Source organism: Mycobacterium sp. IDUB_36 (assembly GCF_055419225.1).
The window spans coordinates 3,510,152-3,532,018 of the sequence record NZ_JBVAXH010000001.1 but is presented as its reverse complement, the minus strand read 5'-3'; the positions used below and the strand labels follow the sequence as shown (position 1 = coordinate 3,532,018).

The window sequence follows — 21,867 nt, the reverse complement described above, 5'->3', positions numbered from 1 at the left end:
ACTTAGGCAGTAGGAAAATCGCAGCTATGGCGCAATGTGCCCGTGGGTCAGGGACGCAGGATGACCTTGACCGCGCCGTCCTGCTTCTTCTGGAAGATGTCGTAGGCGTGCGGGGCATCGTCGAGCGGAAGAATGTGGGTGGCGAAGCTGTCGACACCGAGCGGGTCGTCGTCGGTCAGCAGCGGCATGATGTCGTCCGACCACCGCTTGACATTGGCCTGACCCATCCGCAGGGTGACCTGCTTGTCGAACAGCGTCAGCATCGGCAGCGGGTCGGCCATCCCGCCATACACCCCGATCAGCGAGATGGTTCCGCCGCGACGGACGATGTCGATCGCCGAATACAGCGCACCGAGCCGGTCGACGCCGGCGGTCTGCATCAGTCGCTTCCCCAGTACGTCCGGCAGTATCCCGGTGAGCTGCTGAGCCGCCTTGGTGACCGGGGAACCGTGGGCCTCCATGCCGACCGCGTCGATCACAGCGTCGGTGCCGCGCCCGTCGGTGAGGTCACGGATCAGATCGCCGACGTCGGCGTCGATCTTGGTGAGATCGATGGTGTGGATACCGCGTTCGGCGACCCGGGCCAGCCGCTCCGGCACCAGGTCGACGGCGATCACCCGGTAGCCGAGGTGGTGGGCGATCCGGGCGGCCATGTCGCCGATCGGGCCGAGGCCTAGCACGGTGACCGAGCCGCCGTCCGGGATGCCGGCGTACGCCACCGACTGCCACGCCGTGGGCAGGACGTCCGACAGGTAGACGAAGCGTGAATCCGGCGGCCCGACAGGCACTTTGATGTGAGTGAACTGGGCTTGCGGGACACGCAGCAGTTCGGCCTGGCCGCCGGGGATCTCGCCGTAGAGCTCGGAGTAACCGAACAACGCCGCGCCCATGCCCTGGTCACGCACCTGGGTCGTCTCGCATTGGGTGTACAGCTTGCTGTCGCACATATGACAGCTGCCGCAGGAGATCTGGAACGGGATGACCACGCGGTCACCCGGTCGCAAATCACCCGTCTCGCTGCCGACTTCCCGGACGATGCCCATCGGTTCGTGCCCGAGGATGTCCCCGGGTTTCATGAATGGACCCAGCACCTCGTAGAGGTGCAGGTCCGAACCGCAGATGTTGGTCGACGTGATCTCGATAATGGCGTCGGTGGGCTCTTGAATGACGGGATCGGGAACGGATTCCACGCGCACGTCGCGTTTACCGTGCCAAGTGACAGCTTTCATCATCAGGTCGTACCCGCATGGCAATTGGCGAAACGCCGCGCTCAATGGCCGACGTTGGCCAGCGCCCGCATGAAGAACGTCAGATTGGCCGGGCGCTCGGCCAGTCGCCGCATGAAGTAGCCGTACCACGCGGTTCCGAACGGGACATAGACCCGGACCTGATGTCCCGTCGACGCCAGGAGTCGCTGCTCCGGGTCGCGAACTCCATACAGCATCTGGTACTCGAAATCGGCTGGAGTCCGCCCGGTTTCGCGCGCCATCACGGCGGCCGCCTCCACAATCACCGGATCGTGCGACGCGACCATCGGATAGCCGGGTCCCGCCATCAATACCCGAAGACAGCGCAGATAGGCCGCCGCGACCGCCGCGGCGTCGCGGTGGGCCACCGACGCCGGTTCGTCGTAGGCGCCCTTACACAGCCGGACCCGGGCACCCGAGCTGGCGAACTGTTCGCAGTCGCCGACCGTTCGCCTCAGGTAGGCCTGCAGCACCACGCCCAGCCAGGGGAAGTCGGTGCGCAGTTCGGCGGCGATCCCGAGCGTGGAGTCGGTGGTGGTGTGGTCCTCGGCGTCGAGGGTGACCCAGGCGCCGATCTGCTCGGCCCGCTCGCAGATCCGGTGGGCGTGCCACAGCGCGATCTGCTCTCCGTCGCGTGCCAGTGCCTGCCCCAGCGCGGAGAGTTTCAGCGACACCTCCAACGGCCGCACGCCACGCTGGGTGGCATCCGGCCGCCGGCCCAGCTCCTCGAGCAGACGGAGGTAGGCATTCACGGTCGCGGCGGCGCCGTCGGCATCGGTGACCTGTTCACCCAGATAGTCGATGCTGATCAAGCGTCCCGAATCACGAAGCGCCGCAGCACTGTCCAGAATCTGCGGCAGGGTCGTACCCGGCACGAAGCGATCGACCACCCGGCGCGTGACGCTCAACCGCTCCGCGGTGTGCTGCAGGCCGTGCGACCGGCCGGCCGCCAGGATCGCCGGTCGCAGCGTCTTGGCGAACAGGCCGGTCATGACGTCTCCATGTGCGGGTAGCGGTGGTCGGTGGCCGGCACGAATGTCTCCTTGATCGAACGAGCGGACGTCCAGCGCAACAGGTTCAGCGCCGAGCCGGCTTTGTCGTTGGTGCCTGAGCCGCGGGATCCGCCGAACGGCTGTCGGCCTACCACCGCTCCGGTCGGCTTGTCGTTGACGTAGAAGTTTCCGGCCGCGAACCGCAGACGGTTCTGTGCGGTCAGCACGGCGTCCCGGTCATCGGCGATCACCGCGCCGGTCAGCGCGTAGCGCGATCCGGTGTCGATCAGGTCGATCACCCGGTCGAACTCGTCGTCGGGGTAGACGTAGACCGACAGCAGCGGACCGAAGTATTCGGTGGCGAACGACTCGTCGGTCGGGTCGTCGGACAACAGCACTGTCGGGCGCACGAAATAGCCTTCACTGTCGTCATATTCGCCACCGACGGCAATCGTCACGCCGGGTGCGCTCTTGGCGCGCTCGATGGCGGCGACGTTCTTGTCGAAGGCTCGCCGGTCGATCAGCGCGCCACCGAAGTTCGTCAGGTCGGTCACGTCACCGAAGGGCAGGTCTGCGGTGGCGGCCAAGAAGTCGTCACCCATCCGCTGCCATACCGAGTGCGCGATGAAGGCCCGTGACGCCGCAGAACACTTCTGGCCCTGGTAGTCGAAGGCACCGCGAATCAACGCGGTACGTACAACGTCGGGTGATGCCGAACGATGCGCCAGCACGAAGTCTTTGCCGCCGGTCTCCCCCACCAGTCGCGGATAGCTGTGGTACCGCTCGATATTCACTCCGACCTGTTGCCACAGATGCTGGAAGGTGGCCGTCGAGCCGGTGAAATGGATGCCCGCCAGCCTCGGATCGGCCAGCGCCACTTCCGATACCGCGTAGCCGTCGCCGGTGACCATGTTGACCACCCCCGGTGGAAGTCCGGCCGCCTCCAACAGCTGCATGGTCAGGTAGGCCGACAGTGTCTGCGTCACCGACGGCTTCCACACCACCGTGTTGCCCATCAACGCCGGTGCGGTCGGCAGGTTCGCGGCGATCGAGGTGAAGTTGAACGGCGTGATCGCGTAAACGAATCCGTCCAATGGTCGGTAGTCGGTGCGATTCCATTCACCACGGGCGCTCAGCGGCTGCTGCGCCAGGATGTGGCGGGCGAAATCGACGTTGAACCGCCAGAAGTCCGCGGTCTCACACGACGCGTCGATCTCGGCCTGGTAGGCGGTTTTGGACTGCCCGAGCATTGTTGCGGCCGCGATCTTCTCCCGCCACGGGCCGGCGAGCAGGTCGGCGGCCCGCAAGAAGATCGCCGCACGTTCGTCGAATGGCATTGCCGCCCAATCGGTCCGGGCCAGGGAAGCAGCCTGCACGGCGGCCGCGGCATCACGGTGCAGCGCATTGGTCAGCGTGCCCAACGTCAACGAGTGCCGGTGCGGCGCGGCGACGTCGATCCGTTCACCGCCGCCCATCCGGTGGATGCCTCCGATGACGTGCGGCAGGTCCGTCGGCTGGTCGGCGAGTTCGGCGAGGGCGATTTGCAACCTGGCCCGTTCGGGCGAGTGTGGCGCGTAGTCGTGGATGGGCTCGTTGACGGGTGGCGGTACGTCGGTGACAGCGTCCATGTCTCAGGGTCTCAGCGACGGCAGCCTCCACTGTTGGCCGATTGGCCAGGCTTTGTCCTCTCGGCTAGTAGAATCGGCCAACATGTCGGCTGCCGGTGTCAGTCTCGGCCAATTACTGTTGGCCCTGGATACGACCATGGCCCGGCTGGTCCATGCGCCCCGTGGGCTCGACCTGACCGTCGCCCTGGCGGCGCTGATCGATTCCGACGATGTGCGGCTCGGCATCGGCCGGGGGGCGGACGCCGCTGACGTGTTCTTCCTGCTGGGCGTCTCCGACACCGAGGCCCTGCACTGGCTGGACAGCTCTGCCACCGGACCCGCCCCGGTGGCCGTCTTCGCCAAGGAGCCGTCCGACGCATTTGTCGCCAGGGCGGTCGCGCTCGGGACCGCGGTGGTGGCGGTGGATCCGCGGGCCCGATGGGAGCGGCTGTACCGGCTGGTCGACCATGTGTTGGAGCACCATGGCGATGCCCAGCACGACTCCGATACCGATCTGTTCGGGCTGGCGCAGTCGCTGGCCGACCGGGTGCACGGCATGGTCAGCATCGAAGACGACCAATCGCATGTCCTGGCCTACTCGGCGTCCAACGACGAGGCCGACGAGCTACGTCGACTGTCGATCCTGGGGCGGGCCGGGCCACCCGAGCATCTGAGGTGGATCGGGCAGTGGGGCATCTTCGATGCGTTGCGCGCCGGCGGCGACGTGGTCCGGGTGGCCGAACGCCCGGAGTTGCGGTTGCGTCCGCGGTTGGCCGTCGGTATCCACCGGGTCGACGCCCGTCGAACTTTCGCGGGTTGCATCTGGGTGCAGCAGGGTTCCCGGCCGCTGGCCCACGATGCCGAGGAGGTACTGCGCGGCGCCGCAGTGTTGGCCGCCCGCATCATGTCCCGGTTGACGGCCCGACCGTCGACGCAGACGTTGCGCACGCAGCAGCTGCTCGGCCTCGCCGACGGCGGGCCGGTCGATCCGGAGGCCGTCGCGCGCGAGCTGGGTGTCGCTGCCGACGGTCCGGCGGCCTTGGTGGCGTTCTGCCGAGCGGACGGTGACGGCGAGCAGCACCACGACCGGCTCGCCGATATTCTGGCGTTGAGCGCCAACGCTTTTCGGGCCGACGCGCAGATCGCATCGCGCGGCTCGCGGGTCTACGTGGTGTTCCCACGCACCACCAAGCGGTCCGCGCTGCAATCCTGGATCCGTGGCACCGTCGGCGGACTGCACACCGAACTGGGCCTGCGGCTGCGGGCGGTGGTCGCCGCACCGCTGCCCGGACTGGCCGGCTTGTCCGCGGTGCGGGCAGATGTCGATCGCGTGCTGGATAGTGCTGAGCGCCATCCGGATTCGTTCCCCGCGGTGACCTCGCTGTCCGAAGCCCGGACCACGGTGCTGCTCGACGAGATCGTGACGATGGTCGGCGACGACCAGCGATTGGTCGACCCGCGGGTACGGGAGTTACGTGACCGCGACCCGGCGCTCGCGCACACGCTGCGGGTCTATCTGGACGCGTTCGGTGACGTCGCGGCCGCCGCGGAGCAGTTGCACGTGCACCCCAACACCGTGCGCTACCGGGTTCGTCGAATAGAGACGATCCTCACAACATCGCTGGCCGATCCCGATGTCCGGCTGCTACTTTCGCTGGGACTGCGGGCCACCGAACGGATCTCGTGACGGGGCGTGAATCGGCGCAACAGTTATGTTCACCCTGACGGTAATTGGAAGAGTGGCAACAATTTTCCGTCAGCTATCCTGCTCAGGTGACAGATCGCCCGTCGGCATATCTGGTGCTCGCCTCCCAGCGAAGCGGCAGCACCCTCCTCGTCGAGTCGTTGCGCGCGACCGGTGTGGCCGGTGAACCCCAGGAGTTCTTCCAGTACCTCCCGACCACCAGTCAATCGCCGCAGCCGCGCGAATGGTTCGCCGGCGTCGACGACGAGTCGATCCTGAGCCTGCTCGATCCGCTCGACGAGGGCAAGCCCGATCTGGCGCCGCCGGAGATCTGGCGCGATTACATCCGCACGGTCGGCCGGACACCGAACGGCGTGTGGGGCGGCAAGCTGATGTGGAACCAGACCTCGCTGCTGCTGGACCGCGCCGCCGGCCTGCCCGACCGGTCCGGCGACGGGCTGCTGTCCGCGATCCGCGACGTGGTCGGTCAGGACCCGGTGCTCGTCTACGTCTACCGCCCGGACGTGGTGTCGCAGGCGGTGTCGTTCTGGCGCGCGGTGCAGACCCGGGTGTGGCGCGGTCGGCCCGACCCGGTTCGCGACGCGCGTGCGACCTATCACGCCGGCGCCATCGCACACGTCATCACGATGCTGCGCGGCCAGGAAGAGGGCTGGCGGAAGTGGTTCGCCGAAGAGAACGTCACACCGTTGGAGATTTCCTATCCGGTGTTGTGGCGCAACCTGACTCAGGTCGTCGGCGACATCCTGGAGTCGCTGGGACTCGACCGCGGACTCGCACCGGAGCCGGTGCTGGAGCGCCAAGCGGATAAACGCTCCGACGAGTGGGTAGACCGCTACCGCGAAGACGCCGAACGAGAGGGCTTACCGCTGTGAGCGCACCGACAGAAACCAAGCGGGTCGACGAGCTGCGGCTGCTGGAGGCCGAAGCCGTCCACATCATCCGCGAGGTTGCCGCCGAGCTGGAGCGACCGGTGCTGCTGTTCTCCGCCGGCAAAGATTCCATCGTCCTACTTCGCTTGGCGGAGAAGGCGTTTCGGCCAATACCGCTGCCCTTCCCGGTGATGCACGTCGACACCGGCCACAACTTTCCAGAGGTGATCGAGTTCCGCGACCGCCGGGTCACCGGTGAAGGCCACAAGCTGATCGTCGCGTCGGTGCAGGAGTCCATCGACAAGGGCCGTGTCCCCGACCCCGGTCGCCACGCGTCGCGCAACCGGGCGCAGACCCGCACACTGCTCGACGCGCTGGAGGCGGGCGGGTTCGACGCGGCGTTCGGTGGTGCCCGGCGCGACGAGGAGCGGGCCCGCGCCAAGGAGCGCATCCTGAGCTTTCGCGACGAGTTCGGTCAGTGGGACCCGCGGGCGCAGCGGCCCGAACCGTGGTCGTTGTACAACGGCCGGATCAAGAAGGGTGAGCAGGTTCGGGTGTTCCCGTTGAGCAACTGGACCGAGCTCGACGTGTGGCGTTACATCCAGCTGGAAAACCTTGAAATACCGTCGATTTACTACGCCCACGAGCGCGAGGTGTTCGAGCGCGACGGCATCCTGCTGGCGGTGTCGGAATACGCCGAACCGCACAATGACGAAAGCGCCGAGACGGAGTGGGTGCGCTACCGGACCGTCGGCGACCTGACCATCACCGGCGCGGTCCGCTCCAGGGCCACCGAGATCAGCGGAGTCATCGAAGAGATTTCCGCGGCGACGGTGTCCGAGCGCGGCGAGACCCGTGCCGACGACCGCACCTCGGCCGCCGCAATGGAAGACCGTAAGCGAGAGGGCTACTTCTGATGAGCCGTAGCGAAGAAGAACGAAGGGTCCTGAGCTGATGAGCGTGAGCGAAGACACCGCGCAGGACGCAAGCTTCCAGCCGGATGGTGGAATCACCCGCCAGCTGCTGCGGATCACCACCGCGGGATCGGTCGACGACGGCAAGAGCACGCTGATCGGGCGCCTGCTGCACGACACTGACAGCTTGCCCCTGGACCACTTGGAAGCCGTCACCGACGAAGAGGGCATCGCCGACCTGGCCGCGTTGTCCGACGGTCTGCGCGCCGAGCGCGAACAAGGCATCACCATCGACGTCGCCTACCGGTTCTTCTCCACCGCGACCCGCAGCTACATCCTGGCTGACACGCCCGGCCATGAGCGGTACACCCGCAACATGTTCACCGGCGCGTCCAACGCGCACGTGGCTATCCTGCTGGTCGATGCGCGGGCGGGAGTGCTTCGGCAGACCCGGCGGCATGCCCGAATTGCGAAACTGTTGGGTATCAAGCACTTTGTCGCGACAGTCAACAAGATCGACCTGGTCGACTTCGACGAGTCTCGGTTCTCCGAGGTAGAGGCCGAACTGCGGAAGCTGGGCAAGCGCCTCGGCGGGCTCGACATCACGGTGATTCCGATCGCCGCCAAGCACGGCGACAACGTGGTGCACCGTTCCGACCGCACCCCGTGGTACGACGGCCCGGCGCTGCTGGACTACCTCGAGGGCATCGAACTGGCTGCGCCGCAAGCCGAACCGGACCGATTGCGGCTGCCGATCCAGTGGGTTTCGCGGCCCACCGACAACCAGCGCCGCCGCTACACCGGACGGCTCGCCGCCGGCACACTCAGCGTGGGCGACCCGATCATCTCGCTGCCGGCCGGAACCGAGTCGACGGTCACGGCCCTGGATACCCTTGATGACGAGCGCACGACAGGCGTTGCCCCACTTTCCGTTTCAGTGGAATTGGCCGACGACATCGACATCGGCCGCGGTGACGTGCTGGTCAGCGGGGCCGAGAACGCATCGCATCCGGTATTGGCTCGCGAGCTGCACGCGAACGTGTGCTGGTTCGTCGACTCACCGCTGCGGGCCGGCGATCGACTGGCGCTCAAGCAGACCACCACCACCGTCCGGGCAACGGTGCAGGAGCTGCACTCGCGACTGGATCCCGAGACGCTCGATGAAGTCGACAATCCAGTCGAGTTGGAGCTCAACGACATCGGCACCGTGACCCTGCGGACCAGCTCGGTCGTCATCGCCGACAGCTACTTCGACAACCGCGACAGCGGCGCTTTCATCCTCATCGACGAAGTCACCAACGACACCATCGGCGCCGGCACCATCATCGAGCCGCGCGAGGTGAAGCAGGGCACCCACCCGCGCAGCGATATTCGTTGGCACCCATCGGCATTGGACCGCAACCATCGCACACAGGCCACCGGGCAGGCGGGCGCGACCATCTGGTTCACCGGTCTACCCGCCTCCGGCAAGTCGACCATCGCGGTGGCAGTCGAGCGAGCGCTGGTCGAATCGGGCCGGGTCGCCTACCTGCTCGACGGCGACAACCTGCGCCACGGCTTGTCCGACGATCTGGGCTTCTCCCCCGGCGATCGCACCGAGAACATCAGGCGGGTCGGCCATCTGACGCGGTTGCTCGCCGACGCGGGCGTGGTGGCGCTGGCCTCGCTGGTGTCTCCGCTGAAGTCCGACCGTGAGACCGCGCGTGCGCTGAGCGATGCGGCCAAGTTGCCCTTCATCGAGGTGCACATCGCCACGTCGCTCGCAGAGTGCGAAAAGCGGGATCCCAAGGGCCTTTACAAGCGTGCGCGCAGCGGCGAGCTGAAAGGCCTGACAGGGGTCGACGCACCCTACGAGCCGCCCGAGGACGCCGACCTGGTGCTGGACACCGCCGGCGCCGACACCGATGACCTCGCGGCGCAGGTCATCGCCCTGCTGGATGAGCGCAGCCCGCGCCCCTCGAGCTAGACCGAAACCTGGCGCTTCGAGTAGATCTCGGCGAGAAACTGCTCGACGGCGAACGCAGCGTGTCGCGCTCGTACCGACCCGAAGATGTCGAAAGCGTGCTGCGCGTAAGGCAATTCGGCATAGGCGACCGGTTGGCGGCTGACTTCACGCAACCGTTTGCTGAACGCGCGGCCCTGTTCGACCGGTATCAACGAGTCGTTGGTCCCGTGCAGCACGAAAAATGGTGGCGCGTCCGGTGATACATAGGTGATGGGTGACGCCGCCCGGAAGGCGTCGATCAGTTGCGGCCGGCGCAGCTTGAAGACGTATTTACCGAGGATGGGTGCCATCAGCGTGTGAATGGCCTCGCTGCGGGTGAAGTCGTAGAGTCCGTAGAACGGGACAGCGGCCCGCACACTGGTGTCGGCGTCCTCGAAGCCGGGCTGGAATTGCGGCTGGTTCGCGGTGAGGGCCGCCAACGCGCTCAAATGCCCGCCTGCCGAGCCGCCGGTGATCGCCACCCAGTCCGGGTCGCCACCGTACTCGGCGATGTGTTCCTTGACCCAGGCCAGTGCGTGCTTGACGTCGATGATCTGGTCCGGCCAGGTCGACCGCGGGCTGAGCCGGTAGTTGATCGCGACGCACACCCAGCCGAGCTCGGCGAGGTGGCTCATCAGCGGATAGGCCTGCTGCCGCTTACTGCCTAGCATCCAGGCGCCACCCGGAACCTGTAGCAGCACAGGCGCTTTCCCACCACGGTCCAGGTCGGGCCGTCGCCAGATGTCGAGATGGTTCCGTGCACCGTGTTCGCCGTAGCTGATGTCGGTATCGTGTGCATAGCTGCCGTAGATGCGCGCCATGCGGACCACTCCGGGAGCTTTGGCCGTGCCCGCTCCGTCCGGCCGCTTCCACAGATCGGCCGACTCGGTGCGGCGATCAGGCCCCAGCCCGGCGTCGAGTGCGGCGGTCAACGGCTGGGCGGACTGGTGACCTATGCGATTCAGACCGAGCAGGCCCAGCCAGGACAGCGCCGAAACCAGCCAGCTGAATCGCCGCGCCTCCACCGGGAGCTTGCGGGTCACCGCGGTCAGCAACGCGGCCTGGGCGGCGATGACCTGCAGGGGCAACTCGGAGGCGAACACCCCGAAGGAGAACGCGTAGATCGAGAGGTAACCGCGTCTGCTCACCGGACGGTAGCCGTTGGCGGTCGCCGCGAGGCCGGCCAGCGAAGCCAGCACGGCAAGGAATTTCTTCACGGCCACCACTTAACCACAGCCTATTTCTTTAACTGAAACCACTTGTGTCACTTCAGTTTCGCCCTGTGGATAAGTTTCGACAGTTGTCGGACGGGTTGATTATCATTCGAACATGCGTTCTAATGGCCGTGAGGAGATCGTCGAGGTTCTCGACGCGCTCGACGCCGCCTACAAACGCGCCCTGGACCTGAGCTTCGACACGCTGACCACCCCCGAGCGGCTCCGGGTGCTGGAGCGCTTCGAAGGGTTCCGCCGCCTACAGCCGGCGATCGAGCATGCGTTGATCACGGAGCTGGCCGGTGAGGACCCGGCTGTGTTGGGCGGCAAGCCGGCGGCGGTGCTGGCCAACCGTTTGCGGATCAGCCGGGCCGAGGCGTCGCGGCGGATCCATGAGGCGGCCGATCTGGGTGAGCGGCGGGCGTTCAACGGTGAACCGTTGGCGCCGGTGCTGGCGGCGACCGCGGCCGCCCAACGCAACGGCGAGCTGGGTCCGGGCCATGTGGCGGTGATCCGCAGCTTCTTCCACCGGCTGCCCGACGTCGTCGACATCGACACCCGGGCGAAGGCTGAGGCGCAGCTGGCCCGGCTGAGCCTCGAGCACCGCCCCGACGAGCTCGCGAAGCTGGCGGACACGTTGATGGATTGTCTGAACCCTGACGGTGACTTCACCGACGTCGACCGCGCGCGGCGCCGCGGCCTGTCGATCGGGAAGCAAGATATCGACGGCATGTCACCGATCAGCGGGTGGCTCACCCCCCAAGCCCGCGCCACCCTCGACGCTGTGATGGCGAAGCTGGCAGCACCGGGCATGTGCAATCCCGACGACATCGAACCCTGCATCAGTGGCACCCCATCACAGGACGCCATCCAGGGCGACACCCGCACCGCGGGCCAGCGCCACCACGACGCCCTGCTCGCGGCCTGCCGCGCGCTACTGGTTTCGGGTGAGTTGGGGCAGCACCACGGGCTGCCGACTTCGATCGTCGTCACCACCACCCTGCAGGACCTCGAGCAGGGCGTCGGTAAGGCGCTGACTGGCGGTGGGACGCTGCTGCCGATGTCTGATGTGATCCGGCTGGGCTCCCACGCCCATCACTACCTGGCCATCTTCGACCACGGCAAAGCCCTGGCGCTCTATCACACCCGCCGCCTCGCCTCACCCGCCCAACGAATCATGTTGCACGCCCGCGATCGTGGCTGCACCCACCCCGGCTGCACCATCCCGGCCTACCTCTGCGAGGTCCACCACAACGACCCCTACCGCACCAACCCCGTCACCGACATCAACGCCATCACCCTGACCTGCGGCCCCCACCACGACCTCACCGAAAAAGGCTGGACCACCCGCACCACCGCCCACGGCCACACCGAATGGATCCCACCACCACACCACGACCACGGCCAACCCCGCACCAACAACTACCACCACCCCGAAAAGCTGCTCCAGGACGATGACGGTGAAGCGCCGTAACTCTTGCCGGTGCGCTCGCGGCGGGATTAGCGTGCCGGTATGACCCAGCGGCGGGATCCACGGATCGTCATCGTCGGCGCCGGGATGTCTGGGATCGCCGCCGCTCACATGCTGCGGAAGGCCGGGTTCCACAACTTCACCATCCTGGAGAAGGGCTCGGACGTCGGCGGCGTCTGGCACTGGAACCGCTACCCCGGGTTGCGATGCGACGTGCCGTCCTACGGATACCAGTTCGCGTTCGCGCCCAAGCCGGACTGGAGCCACGTCTGGGCGACCGGCGACGAGATCCAGCGCTATCACCGCGACCTGATCGACGAGCTGCAACTCAAGGCCCACCTCCGGCTCGACTGCGAGGTCACCGGGGCGGTGTACGCCGACAACCGGTGGCAGGTGCGCACGGCCGCCGGCGACGAGATCGAAGCGGACTTCGTGATCGCAGCGACCGGGGTGCTGCATCATCCGTCGATCCCGGACATTCCTGGCCTCGCGTCGTTCGGCGGGCCGATGGTGCACACCGCGCGCTGGACCGACTTCGACACCGATGGCAAGCGCATCGCTGTCATCGGCTCGGGATCGACTGGAGTGCAGGTCTTTTCTGCTCTGCAACCCAACGCGGCGCACATCACCCATTTCGTCCGCACACCACAATGGGTGATGTGGATGCCGATGCGCATGCCGCAACCGCGCTTCGTCGGCCGGATCCTGCGCCGCCTGCCCAAGCAGGACAAGACGGTCAGGTTGTCCCAGTTCGTCGGCTCCGATTACCTGGTCGACCTGGTCATCCGGCCGACCTGGCGACGCCGGGCCGCCCAACGCTACGGACGGATCTGCCTGCGGACCCTGGTGCGGGACAAGAAACTTCGCGCCCGGCTGACGCCCGACTACCAGCCGTTCTGCAAGCGCCAGGTGCTGTCCGGCGATTACTACCGACGGATCACCAAGCCGAACGCCAGCTTCGTCACCGAACCGATCGCCGAGGTCACCGAGACGGGGCTGCGCACCGCCGACGGCGTCCACCACGACCTGGACGCGATCGTGCTTGCCACCGGATTCGCGGCGCACAACTACATGCGGCCGATGACGCTGCGCGGGCGGGACGGCCTGTCGATCGACGACGCCTGGGCCAAGGGCCCCCGGGCCTGGGGCATGACGGCGATCCCCGGCTTCCCCAACCTGTTCATGGTGCTCGGCCCCAACTCACCGACCGGCTCCATCTCCTTGCAGCACACCGCCGAGCTGACCGCGCGCTACATCATCAGGTGGCTGAACCGCTTTCGCGATGGTGAGATCACCGCCGTCGAAGTCACCGACGAGGCCACCGACCGCTTCGCCGACGACATCGCCGACGCGATGGTCCCGACGGTGTGGAACACCGGCTGCAACTCCTGGTACTTCTCCGACGACACCACCATCGACCTGTGGCCGTTCGACCGAAAGCGGTTGACCCGCATGCTTGCTACGCCGAACGACGACGACTACATCCTCACGCCGTGACCGGCTAGGAGTCCTCGGGAGTCTCGATCACCGCATACCGCGGATCATCCATCGACACCTGCTTTTTGCCGCTCTGATTCGCTTTTCCGGTCACCCGCAAGACCTGGCCCGGCTGGATGTCGTCGCCGCTGCCGGGCTGGAACGTGACGCGGACCTCGCCGCTGTCATCGCCGACGACGATCCAACGAAATGTCTTGCCCCGCTTGGTGATGTCTTCGACCTGACTGACGCGGCCCTCCACGGTGGCGCGGCGCCCCGGGACCAAGCTGCCCACGTCGATCACCGTCGCCGACTTCTCCGGATGCTCGTAGTCATCGGCGGGCTCCTCTTCACCCCGCCAGATCCGCATCTCGATCTCCTCGATCTTGGTGGCGATGCGTTGCTCCAAGATATCGGGGAATGCCTGCCGGATCCGGGACTGGACGTCATAGGGAACGATGGTGGCTGCCGCGTCCGGAACCCGGCTGACCGCGCGGGAGATCTTGTCCGCGGTCTGGTCGTGCAGCAGTCGCCCCAGCAACGGCGAGTAGGTCCGGCGTGGCAGCAGCACCGTCACGTGGGTATCGCGACGTTCGTTGCGGCACTTGACCACCAGCATCTGGACGGCCCGGACGATCTGGCGGTCGGGGCAATCGATCACCCGCAGGCGGGTGTCGAGATCGAAGTCATCCCACCGATCCCGCAGCGCGGCAGCACGATCGGAGTCGATCATGAAATGCACCGCGACCAGTTCGTCGGCGCGCAGCCCCTTGCCGTAGCGCAGGGCCTCGAGTACCGCGAGGTCCAGTGAGTTCACACAGACGAACACGCTGTGCCGCGCGTACTTGGTCAGCTTCGGGCGCTCGTTGCGGAAGCCCTCGAGAATCGCCGACTCGGCCCGGTATTCGCGGTTGAGCCGGATCAGCCCGAACACCAGGATCGGGAAGACCACCACGACCAGCCAGGCGCCCTCGGTGAACTTGGCCACCGCAAAGATCCCGACCACGATCGTCGAGAGCACCGCCGCGGTGAAGTTGATCGCCAGCCGGTACCGCCAACCCCGTTCACGTTCGGTCAGATGGTGTTTCGACATCCCGTAACCGGCCATCGAGAACCCGGTGAACACCCCGATCGCGTAGAACGGCACCAGCGCGTTGACCGACCCGCCGGTGAACACAAGCAGTGCCACCGACAGCGTCGCGAGCGTGATGATGCCGTTGGAGAACACCAGTCGGTACCCGCGCTGCATCAACTGGCGCGGCAGAAAGCGGTCCTCGGCAACGAAACTCGCCAACGCGGGAAAGCCGTTGAAGCTGGTGTTGGCGCCGGTGTACAGGATCGCCGCGGTGGACACCTGCACCAGGATGTACATGCTGTCACCCACGACCCCATTGCCGAACACCGCGCGGGCGATCTGCGACAGTACCGACGGGTACTCGGACAGGTACGGCGCGGCGTGCGTCGCGTAGGCGAGATAGCCGACCCCGGCCAGCAGCAGCCCGAGGATGCAGGCCATCGTCGTCAGCACCCGCCGGGCATTGACACTCTGCGGTTTGCGAAAGACGTTGACGGTGTTGGAGATAGCCTCGACACCGGTCAGCGACGAACCACCGTTGGCGAACGCCCGCAGCAACACCAGGATTGTCGCGCCCATCACCAGACCGCCGCTGCCCTGATGAACCGGCACCGCCCCGGCGGCATGGCCCGGGTCGTAATGCGGCAGGCCCCAGACCAGATGACGCACAACGCCGGTCACGATCATCACCACGACCATGGCGACGAAGAAGTAGGTGGCAAACGCGAAAGGCTTTCCGGCTTCTCGTAATCCGCGCAGATTGGCGTAACAGATCAACAGGACGACGGTGACGGTGATCGCGAGGCTGTAGGGCCCGAGAGCCGGCAGCGCAGAGGCCACTGCGACGGTGCCCGCGGCGGACTGCACCGCCACGGTCACGATGTAGTCGATCAACAGGGCCGCGGCAGCGACCTGAGCCACCTTGGGCCCGAAGTTCTCCCGCGCCACGATGTAGGAGCCGCCAGCCTTGGTGTAGGCCATCACGACCTGCCGGTAGGACGCGGTGACCAGCAGCAGGATCACCAGGATCACACCCATGATGGGCAACAGCAGCACGAAGGCGGCCAGCCCGGCATGCGGCAGCAACTCGGTCAGGATCTGCTCGGGGCCGTACGCGGTGGACGAGATCGCGTCAGGCGAAAGTGCGCCCAGCGCTACCGGATTGGAGAGTCGTTCGTTGGACAGCTCCTGGGTGATCAGCGGCTTGCCCAGGAAGACGCGCTTGCACACGTCAGAAAATGACGGGGGTACCTGCTGTTCGTCGTTCGCTGATGCTGTCACGACCCGACTGGCCGGTTCTACGCGTGACCGGCCGGCGCCAGGGCGTCCGGATCCACCCGTGCGATCCGCGACTCGACGTCGTAGGGCACGATGATCGCGGTCGCGCCCGGGATGCGGCTGACCGCCCTGGCCATCTTGTCGGCGGTGCGGTCGTGCAGCAGCCGGCCCAGCATGGCGGAGTAGGTACGACGCGGCAGCAGCACCGTCACCTTTGTCTCGGGATGGTTCTGCTTCACCTGCAGAACGAACTCCTGAGCGACCCGGCTCAAATTGCGGTCCGGACAGTCCATCACGCGCAACTGGGTGTCGTGCTCGAAGTGTTGCCAGCGATCCTGCAACTTGCCGGAGTGCTCGGCGTCGACGACGAAGTGAACCGCGAGCAGCTCGTCGGCGTGCAGACCCTTGCCGTATCGCAGCGCCTCGACCTCGGCCAGGTCGACCGAGTCGACGAAGACGAACACCCGCAACCGCGCGTACTTGGCCAACTCGGGCCGCTCGGTGCGCGACATCTCCAGCACCGAGGCCTCGGCCCGGTACTGCTTGTTGAGCCGGATCAGCGCGTACACCAGGATCGGGAAGACGATCACCACCAGCCAGGCACCCTCGGTGAACTTGGCCACCACGAAGATGCCGACCACGACCGTCGACATCAGGCCCGCGGAGAAGTTGACCGCCACCTTGCGGCGCCAGCCCGGCCCGCGGCGGGTGTAGTGGTGCTTGGCCATGCCGAAGCCGGCCATCGCGAACGCGGTGAACACCCCGATCGCGAAAAACGGCACCAGCGCGCTGAGCTTCGCGCGGGTCACCAGCAGCAGCGCCACCGCGAGCGCGGTCAGCGTGATGATGCCGTTGGAGAACACCAGCCGGTGACCGCGCTTGGTCAGCGGACGCGGCAGGAAGCGATCCTCGGCGACGAAACTTGCCAGCGCGGGGAACCCGTTGAAGCCGGTGTTGGCGCCCGCGAAGAGGATTGCGGCACTCGAGGCCTGCACGGAAAAGTACAGGACATTGCCGAGCACACCGTGCCCGAAGACCGTCCGGGCGATCTCCGAGAGCATCGACGGATACTCGTCGAGGTACGGGGTGGCGTGCGTGACGTGGGCCAGCCAGGCCACCCCGGCCAGCAGGATCGCCAAGATACAGGCCATCAGGGTCAGCACCCGGCGGGCGTTGACGCCCTGCGGCTCACGAAAGACGTTGACGGTGTTGGAGATCGCCTCGACACCGGTCAGCGATGTGCCGCCGTTGGCGAACGCGCGCAGCAGCACCAGCACTGTCGCGCCCATCACTAGACCGTTGCCCTGGTGCACCGGCACCGCGCCCTCGATCGCGGCCGGGTTGTACTTCGGCAGGCCCCACATGACCTCGCGGATCAGCCCGGTGACGATCGTCAGCAGGATCATGCCGACGAACCAGTAGGTGGTGACCGCGAAGATCCGGCCGGACTGCCGCAGCCCGCGCAGGTTCGCGATGCAGATCAGCACCAGCACGGCGATGGTGAGTTCCAGGTGGTACGGACGCAACACCGGGATCGCGGACACCACCGCGACCGTGCCCGCCGCGGGCTGCACGGCGGCGGTGACGACGTAGTCGATCAACAGCGCGGCGGCCGCAATCTGCGCGATCCGGGGCCCGAAATTGTCCCGGGCCACCATGTACGCCCCACCGGTCCGGGTATAGACCATCACGACGCCGCGGTAGGACGCGGACACCAGCAACAGAATCACCAGGATGACACCCATGATCGGCAGCAGCAGCGTGAAGGCGGCCATGCCGGCCCGGGGCAGCAGTTCGATCATGACCTGCTCGGGACCGAAGGCGGTCGAGGAGATCGCGTCGGGCGCAATCGCTCCCAGCGCAACCGGATTCGACAACCGCTCGGAATCGAGTTGTTCGCTCGTCAGCGGCTTGCCGAGAAAGATGCGCTTCCATCCGTCGCTGAACGACGGCGGGATGCCCGAGTTCTGCTGAGCTGTTGTAACCACGTGTCACTTTCCTCCGGAGTCGGTGACCTGTGGCAACACGTCATCCACGAAGGTCCGCTGCGGTCCGGGGCAACTCTAACGGATCAACCAGCAGGTCCGCTGACCTCGCGGATTCGGCATCGGCCGAGTCCACCATCGAGATCCTGGTAGCGATGTCGTAGGCCACAATCTGTGCGCTTGCTCCGGGAATCCTGCTGATCACCTTGGCAATCTTGTCCGCCGTACGGTCGTGCAACAGCCGGCCCAGCAGCTGTGAGTACTCCCGGCGCGGGAGCAACACGGTGACCTTGGTGCCCGCCTGCTCGGCCATCAGCTCCAGCACCAGATCGTGGGCACCCCGGGCCAGGTTGCGGTCGAAGCAGTCGACCGTCCGCAGCGCGGTGACCTGTCCGAATTCCAGCCACTGCCGCTCCAGGCGTTCCGCGTGCGCGGAGTCCAGCACGAAGTGCACAGCGGTCAGATCGTCGGACTGGAGGCCGTTGGCGTAGCGCAGCGCCTCGACCTCGGCCAGGTCGACCGAATCCACGAAGACCAGCACCTGGTGCCGGACGTGCTTCTCCGCCTCTGGCGGTTGCGTGATCGACGTCTCCAGCACCGATGACTCGGCGCGATACTGCCGGTTCACCCGCATCAACGCGAACACCAGGACCGGGAAGACCACCACGACCAGCCAGGCCCCCTCGGTGAACTTGGCGATCGCGAAGATCAGCACCACGACCGTGGACAGGATGCCCGCCGACAGGTTGATCACCAGCTTGTGCCGCCAACCGGGACCGCGGTGGCTGATCCAGTGCTTGGTCATGCCGTAACCGGCCATCGAGAAACCGGTGAACACGCCGATCGCATAGAACGGCACCAACGCGTTCAGCGAGCCGCCGGTGCCGACCAGCAGCGCCACCGCAAGCACGGTCAAGGTGATGATGCCGTTGGAGAACACCAGCCGGTGACCCCGCTTCATCAGCGGACGCGGTAGGAAGCTGTCCTCGGCGACGAAGCTGGTCAGCGCCGGGAATCCGTTGAAGCTGGTGTTGCCACCGGTATAGAGGACCAGCGCGGTGGCCGCCTGCACCAGGAAGTAGAAGACCTTCCCGATCGTCCCGTCCCCGAAAACCGCCCTGGCGATTTCGGACAGCATCGACGGGTAGCCCGAAGCGTAAGGGAAGGCGTGCGTCAGGTGGGCCAGCCAGGCGACACCCGCCAGCAGGAACGCGAGGATGCACGCCATGATCACCAGCACCTTGCGCGCATTGTTGCTCTCCGGCGGCCGAAATGCGTTGACCGTGTTGGAGATTGCCTCGACGCCGGTCAACGACGAGCCGCCGTTGGCGAACGCCCGGAGCACGATCAGCAGGGTGGCGCCCATGATCAGCCCGCTGCCGTGTTGCACCGGCACCGCCCCGTCGGTGTGGGCTGGGTCGTAAACCGTTAATCCGCCCAGGAATTCGCGAATGATTCCGACCACGATTGTCAGCCCGACCATGCCGACGAATAGATACGTCGGAAACGCGAACGGCAGCCCGGCTTCCCGCAACCCACGCAGGTTGGCAAAGCACATCAAAAGAACAACGCCGACCGTGATTTCCAGGCTGTAGGGCCCGAGGACGGGAATCGCCGAGGCCACCGCCACCGTCCCGGCGGCGCACTGCACGGCCACCGTGACGACGTAATCGATCAGCAGCGACGCCGCGGCGATCTGCGCGATCTTGGGTCCGAAGTTCTCGCGGGCGACCACATAGGATCCACCGGCCCGGGTGTAGACGCTGACGACTTGGCGGTACGACGCCGCGACCAGCACGAGAATCAGCAGGATGACGCCGGTGATCGGGAGTAGCAGCGCGAAGGCTGCCATGCCGGCCGCCGGGAGCAGCTCGATCATCACCTGCTCGGAACCGTAGGCGGTAGACGAGATCGCGTCGGGCGACAGCACACCGAGCGCGATGGGGTTGGACAGCCGCTCGTGCTGGAGCTGGTCGTTGATCATCGGCCTTCCGAGGAAGACCTTTTTACACCGGTCGGAAAACGACGGCGATATCCGTAGCTCGCCGGCCAGTTGTGACATAGCAAATACCTCACGCAAATTCCGGGATTTCCACCAAAACGGCTTTGGACTCGACGGAGCCTACGGTCGTCGGCTGGAATTCGCCTGCCAGAAACCGCGAATCGCGTGCTCCCGCAAACGTTCTTTACGGAATCTTGATGGCTGGTGGCGCGCGTCAGCCAGTCGTGAGTGTCGAGGGCTGGGGATAGCCGGCAGTCAGCGCCCCGTCAGCAAGCTCGTCGAAGCGCTCGAGTCCCTCGTCGAGATCGTCGTCGATGCCGCGCAGCGGCCCTTGATCGGCAAGGTAGCGCCGGGCATACAGCCGGGCGACCAGCGCCTTGCGATCGCTGCCGTAGCTCGCCCGTTCCCAGGCGGCTTGCTCGGTCAGCAGGGCACCGGCGTAGACGTCGCCCATGAACACCGACAGGGGGAACAGCCGGGCCTCGGCCACGTCGGCGGGCAATTTGGTCCACGCGGTGATCGCCGCTTCGAGGTCGTCGACGCGGCGGCGCACCAGTTGGGTGGTGGCGTCGGAGTCATCCGACGCCGAGACCGCGGCGCGCAGCCGGTCCAGCAGTTGCCGGTGGGCGCCGATCCGCTCGATGCCGCGGCGGACGTCCAGGCACAGGATGTTGTCGGCGCCTTCCCAGATCGTGTTGACCTGAGCATCGCGCAAAAGCCTTGCCACCGGCCAGGTTTCGATGTAGCCATTGCCGCCGTGGATCTCGATGGCGTCCGAGGCCAGGGTGATGCCCAGTCGACACACCTTGAGCTTGGTCACCGGGATGGCGATCCGCTGGCGGATCGGCTGGGCCTGGACGTGGTTGGGGCGTCCGACGCCGTCGAAGACCAGCGCCTGGGCGGCCTCGACGTCGACGATCATCTCGGCGAGCTTGCGGCGCATCAGCGGCTTGTCGATCAGCCGCCCGCCGAACGCCTCGCGCTGGCGCGCGTAGCACAACGACTCGACCAGGGCGCGGCGCGAATTCCCCAGGGCAAACAGGGCGATGCCGAGTCGGGCGGCGTTGGTCAGTTCCATCATCCGGCCCAGGCCCTTGCCGTCGGACTGCGGCGAATTCGCGCTGGGCTGTGCCGTTTCGGGCTCGCCGGACAGCAGGAAGGCCTCGGCGTCGACGAGCTCGATCTCACCGGAGGCCACCGAGCGGGTGCCGAGCTTGTCCTTGAGCCGCCGGACGCGGATGCCGTTGCGGGAGCCGTCGCGACGGTTACGCAACACCAGGAAGCTCGCCGCGCCGCGGCTGGAGTCGGGGGCACCCTCCGGTTTGGCCAGCACGACGAACACCTGGCCGTCGCAGTTGGACGCGAACCACTTGAAGCCGTTCAACAGCCAGGCCCCGTCGTTCTCGCCGCTGTCGCGTCGAGCCGTGGTCTCCAGCGCGCCGAGGTCGGAGCCACCGGCCCGCTCGGTCAGCAGCTGCGCGGTCTCGCCCTCCCACTCGCCGCTGGCGAACTTGGCCAGCACGTGCTCCCGGATGTCGGCCGGGGCATACGCCGCGACCAGCGCCTTGACCATGCCACCGCCGGTACCCAACGCACACCCCATGCCGATGTCGGCCTGGTCGAGCAGATAGTTGGCGGCGAACAGCGGCATCGACGACTTGAACCCGGCCTGACGCGCGTCGTCCTTGAGCGCCTTCTGCGCGGCCAGCACCGCGCGCTTGGACTCGACGAAGGACGGCGGCTGGATCACCTCGCTGACATCGTGGCCCCAGCGGTCGTAGCGCTCCAGCCGAGCCGGGTTGCGGTCGGTCTGCTCGGCCCACCGGGCCACCGGTCCGCCCATCAGCGCGCCGATCTCGCTCAGATGCGGCTCGGCAACCGCCAATTCGTCCGGGTGCAGGTAGAAGGCCATCGTCCGCTGCAACGTGGGGTCAGTGTCGTACCAGTTGAGGCCGACGGCGCCGCGGTAGTTCTCGGTCCGGTAGCGCTCCGACTTCTCCGGCGTGCTGAACGGCAGCCGGTCGACAGCCTCAGGTGCATAGTCCGGC

Annotated in this window: 12 protein-coding genes and 2 pseudogenes; 6 read left to right on the top strand and 8 right to left on the bottom strand. The window is 66.6% G+C overall.

Going from position 1 to position 21,867, the window contains the following annotated elements:
* Window positions 1-47: 47 nt before the first annotated feature.
* From ACZYW1_RS17550 to pruA, 3 genes are read right to left on the bottom strand one after another with little or no spacing between them, the layout of a single operon-like run.
* On the bottom strand, window positions 48-1,229 hold the full coding sequence (locus tag ACZYW1_RS17550) for a zinc-dependent alcohol dehydrogenase (protein WP_463787455.1): 1,182 nt from the start codon (window positions 1,227-1,229) through the stop codon (window positions 48-50).
* A gap of 41 nt (window positions 1,230-1,270) precedes the next feature.
* A complete protein-coding gene (locus ACZYW1_RS17545) occupies window positions 1,271-2,239 on the bottom strand; it encodes a proline dehydrogenase family protein (RefSeq protein WP_463787454.1) in 969 nt (322 codons plus the stop codon).
* Entirely contained in the window at window positions 2,236-3,867 is a 1,632-nt protein-coding gene (gene pruA, locus ACZYW1_RS17540; RefSeq protein ID WP_463787452.1) for an L-glutamate gamma-semialdehyde dehydrogenase, read from the bottom strand. The genes ACZYW1_RS17545 and pruA overlap by 4 nt, the downstream gene beginning before the upstream one ends.
* Window positions 3,868-3,949: 82 nt before the next feature.
* Between pruA and ACZYW1_RS17535 the strand changes: the two genes are divergently transcribed.
* From ACZYW1_RS17535 to cysC, 4 genes are all read left to right on the top strand, one after another.
* The gene (locus tag ACZYW1_RS17535; protein ID WP_463787451.1) at window positions 3,950-5,533 is read left to right on the top strand and encodes a PucR family transcriptional regulator; all 1,584 of its coding nucleotides are present in this window, start codon (window positions 3,950-3,952) and stop codon (window positions 5,531-5,533) included.
* A gap of 86 nt (window positions 5,534-5,619) precedes the next feature.
* Window positions 5,620-6,423: a trehalose 2-sulfotransferase gene (stf0, locus tag ACZYW1_RS17530; protein ID WP_463787450.1), complete on the top strand. Its 804-nt coding sequence runs from the start codon at window positions 5,620-5,622 to the stop codon at window positions 6,421-6,423.
* The gene (gene cysD / locus ACZYW1_RS17525) at window positions 6,420-7,337 is read left to right on the top strand and encodes a sulfate adenylyltransferase subunit CysD (protein WP_463787449.1); all 918 of its coding nucleotides are present in this window, start codon (window positions 6,420-6,422) and stop codon (window positions 7,335-7,337) included. The genes stf0 and cysD overlap by 4 nt, the downstream gene beginning before the upstream one ends.
* A gap of 37 nt (window positions 7,338-7,374) precedes the next feature.
* Window positions 7,375-9,300 carry an adenylyl-sulfate kinase gene (gene cysC / locus ACZYW1_RS17520; RefSeq protein ID WP_463787448.1) on the top strand — a complete coding sequence of 642 codons (1,926 nt, stop codon included), beginning with the start codon at window positions 7,375-7,377 and terminating at the stop codon, window positions 9,298-9,300.
* On the opposite strand, the gene ACZYW1_RS17515 is transcribed toward cysC, so the two are convergent.
* Window positions 9,297-10,535, bottom strand: a complete 1,239-nt coding sequence (locus ACZYW1_RS17515) for an alpha/beta hydrolase fold domain-containing protein (RefSeq protein WP_463787874.1) — start codon at window positions 10,533-10,535, stop codon at window positions 9,297-9,299. The genes cysC and ACZYW1_RS17515 overlap by 4 nt on opposite strands.
* Before the next feature lie 112 nt (window positions 10,536-10,647).
* Between ACZYW1_RS17515 and ACZYW1_RS17510 the strand changes: the two genes are divergently transcribed.
* Entirely contained in the window at window positions 10,648-12,006 is a 1,359-nt protein-coding gene (locus tag ACZYW1_RS17510; RefSeq protein WP_463787447.1) for an HNH endonuclease signature motif containing protein, read from the top strand.
* Between the two features lie 39 nt (window positions 12,007-12,045).
* The gene (locus ACZYW1_RS17505) at window positions 12,046-13,500 is read left to right on the top strand and encodes a flavin-containing monooxygenase (protein WP_463787446.1); all 1,455 of its coding nucleotides are present in this window, start codon (window positions 12,046-12,048) and stop codon (window positions 13,498-13,500) included.
* 4 nt (window positions 13,501-13,504) lie between these two features.
* Here ACZYW1_RS17505 and ACZYW1_RS17500 read toward each other — a convergent pair whose 3' ends face one another.
* The 4 genes and pseudogenes from ACZYW1_RS17500 to ACZYW1_RS17485 form a co-directional block, all read right to left on the bottom strand.
* A complete protein-coding gene (locus tag ACZYW1_RS17500; protein ID WP_463787445.1) occupies window positions 13,505-15,835 on the bottom strand; it encodes an APC family permease in 2,331 nt (776 codons plus the stop codon).
* Window positions 15,836-15,879: 44 nt separating this feature from the next.
* Window positions 15,880-17,820 (bottom strand): annotated as a pseudogene (locus ACZYW1_RS17495) (APC family permease); the annotation flags it as partial.
* 139 nt (window positions 17,821-17,959) lie between these two features.
* Window positions 17,960-19,879: pseudogene (locus tag ACZYW1_RS17490) on the bottom strand (APC family permease); the annotation flags it as partial.
* A 154-nt stretch (window positions 19,880-20,033) separates the two neighbouring features.
* Window positions 20,034-21,867, bottom strand: a 1,834-nt coding sequence (locus ACZYW1_RS17485) for an acyl-CoA dehydrogenase family protein (RefSeq protein ID WP_463787444.1), incomplete at its 5' end; no start/stop codon positions are given.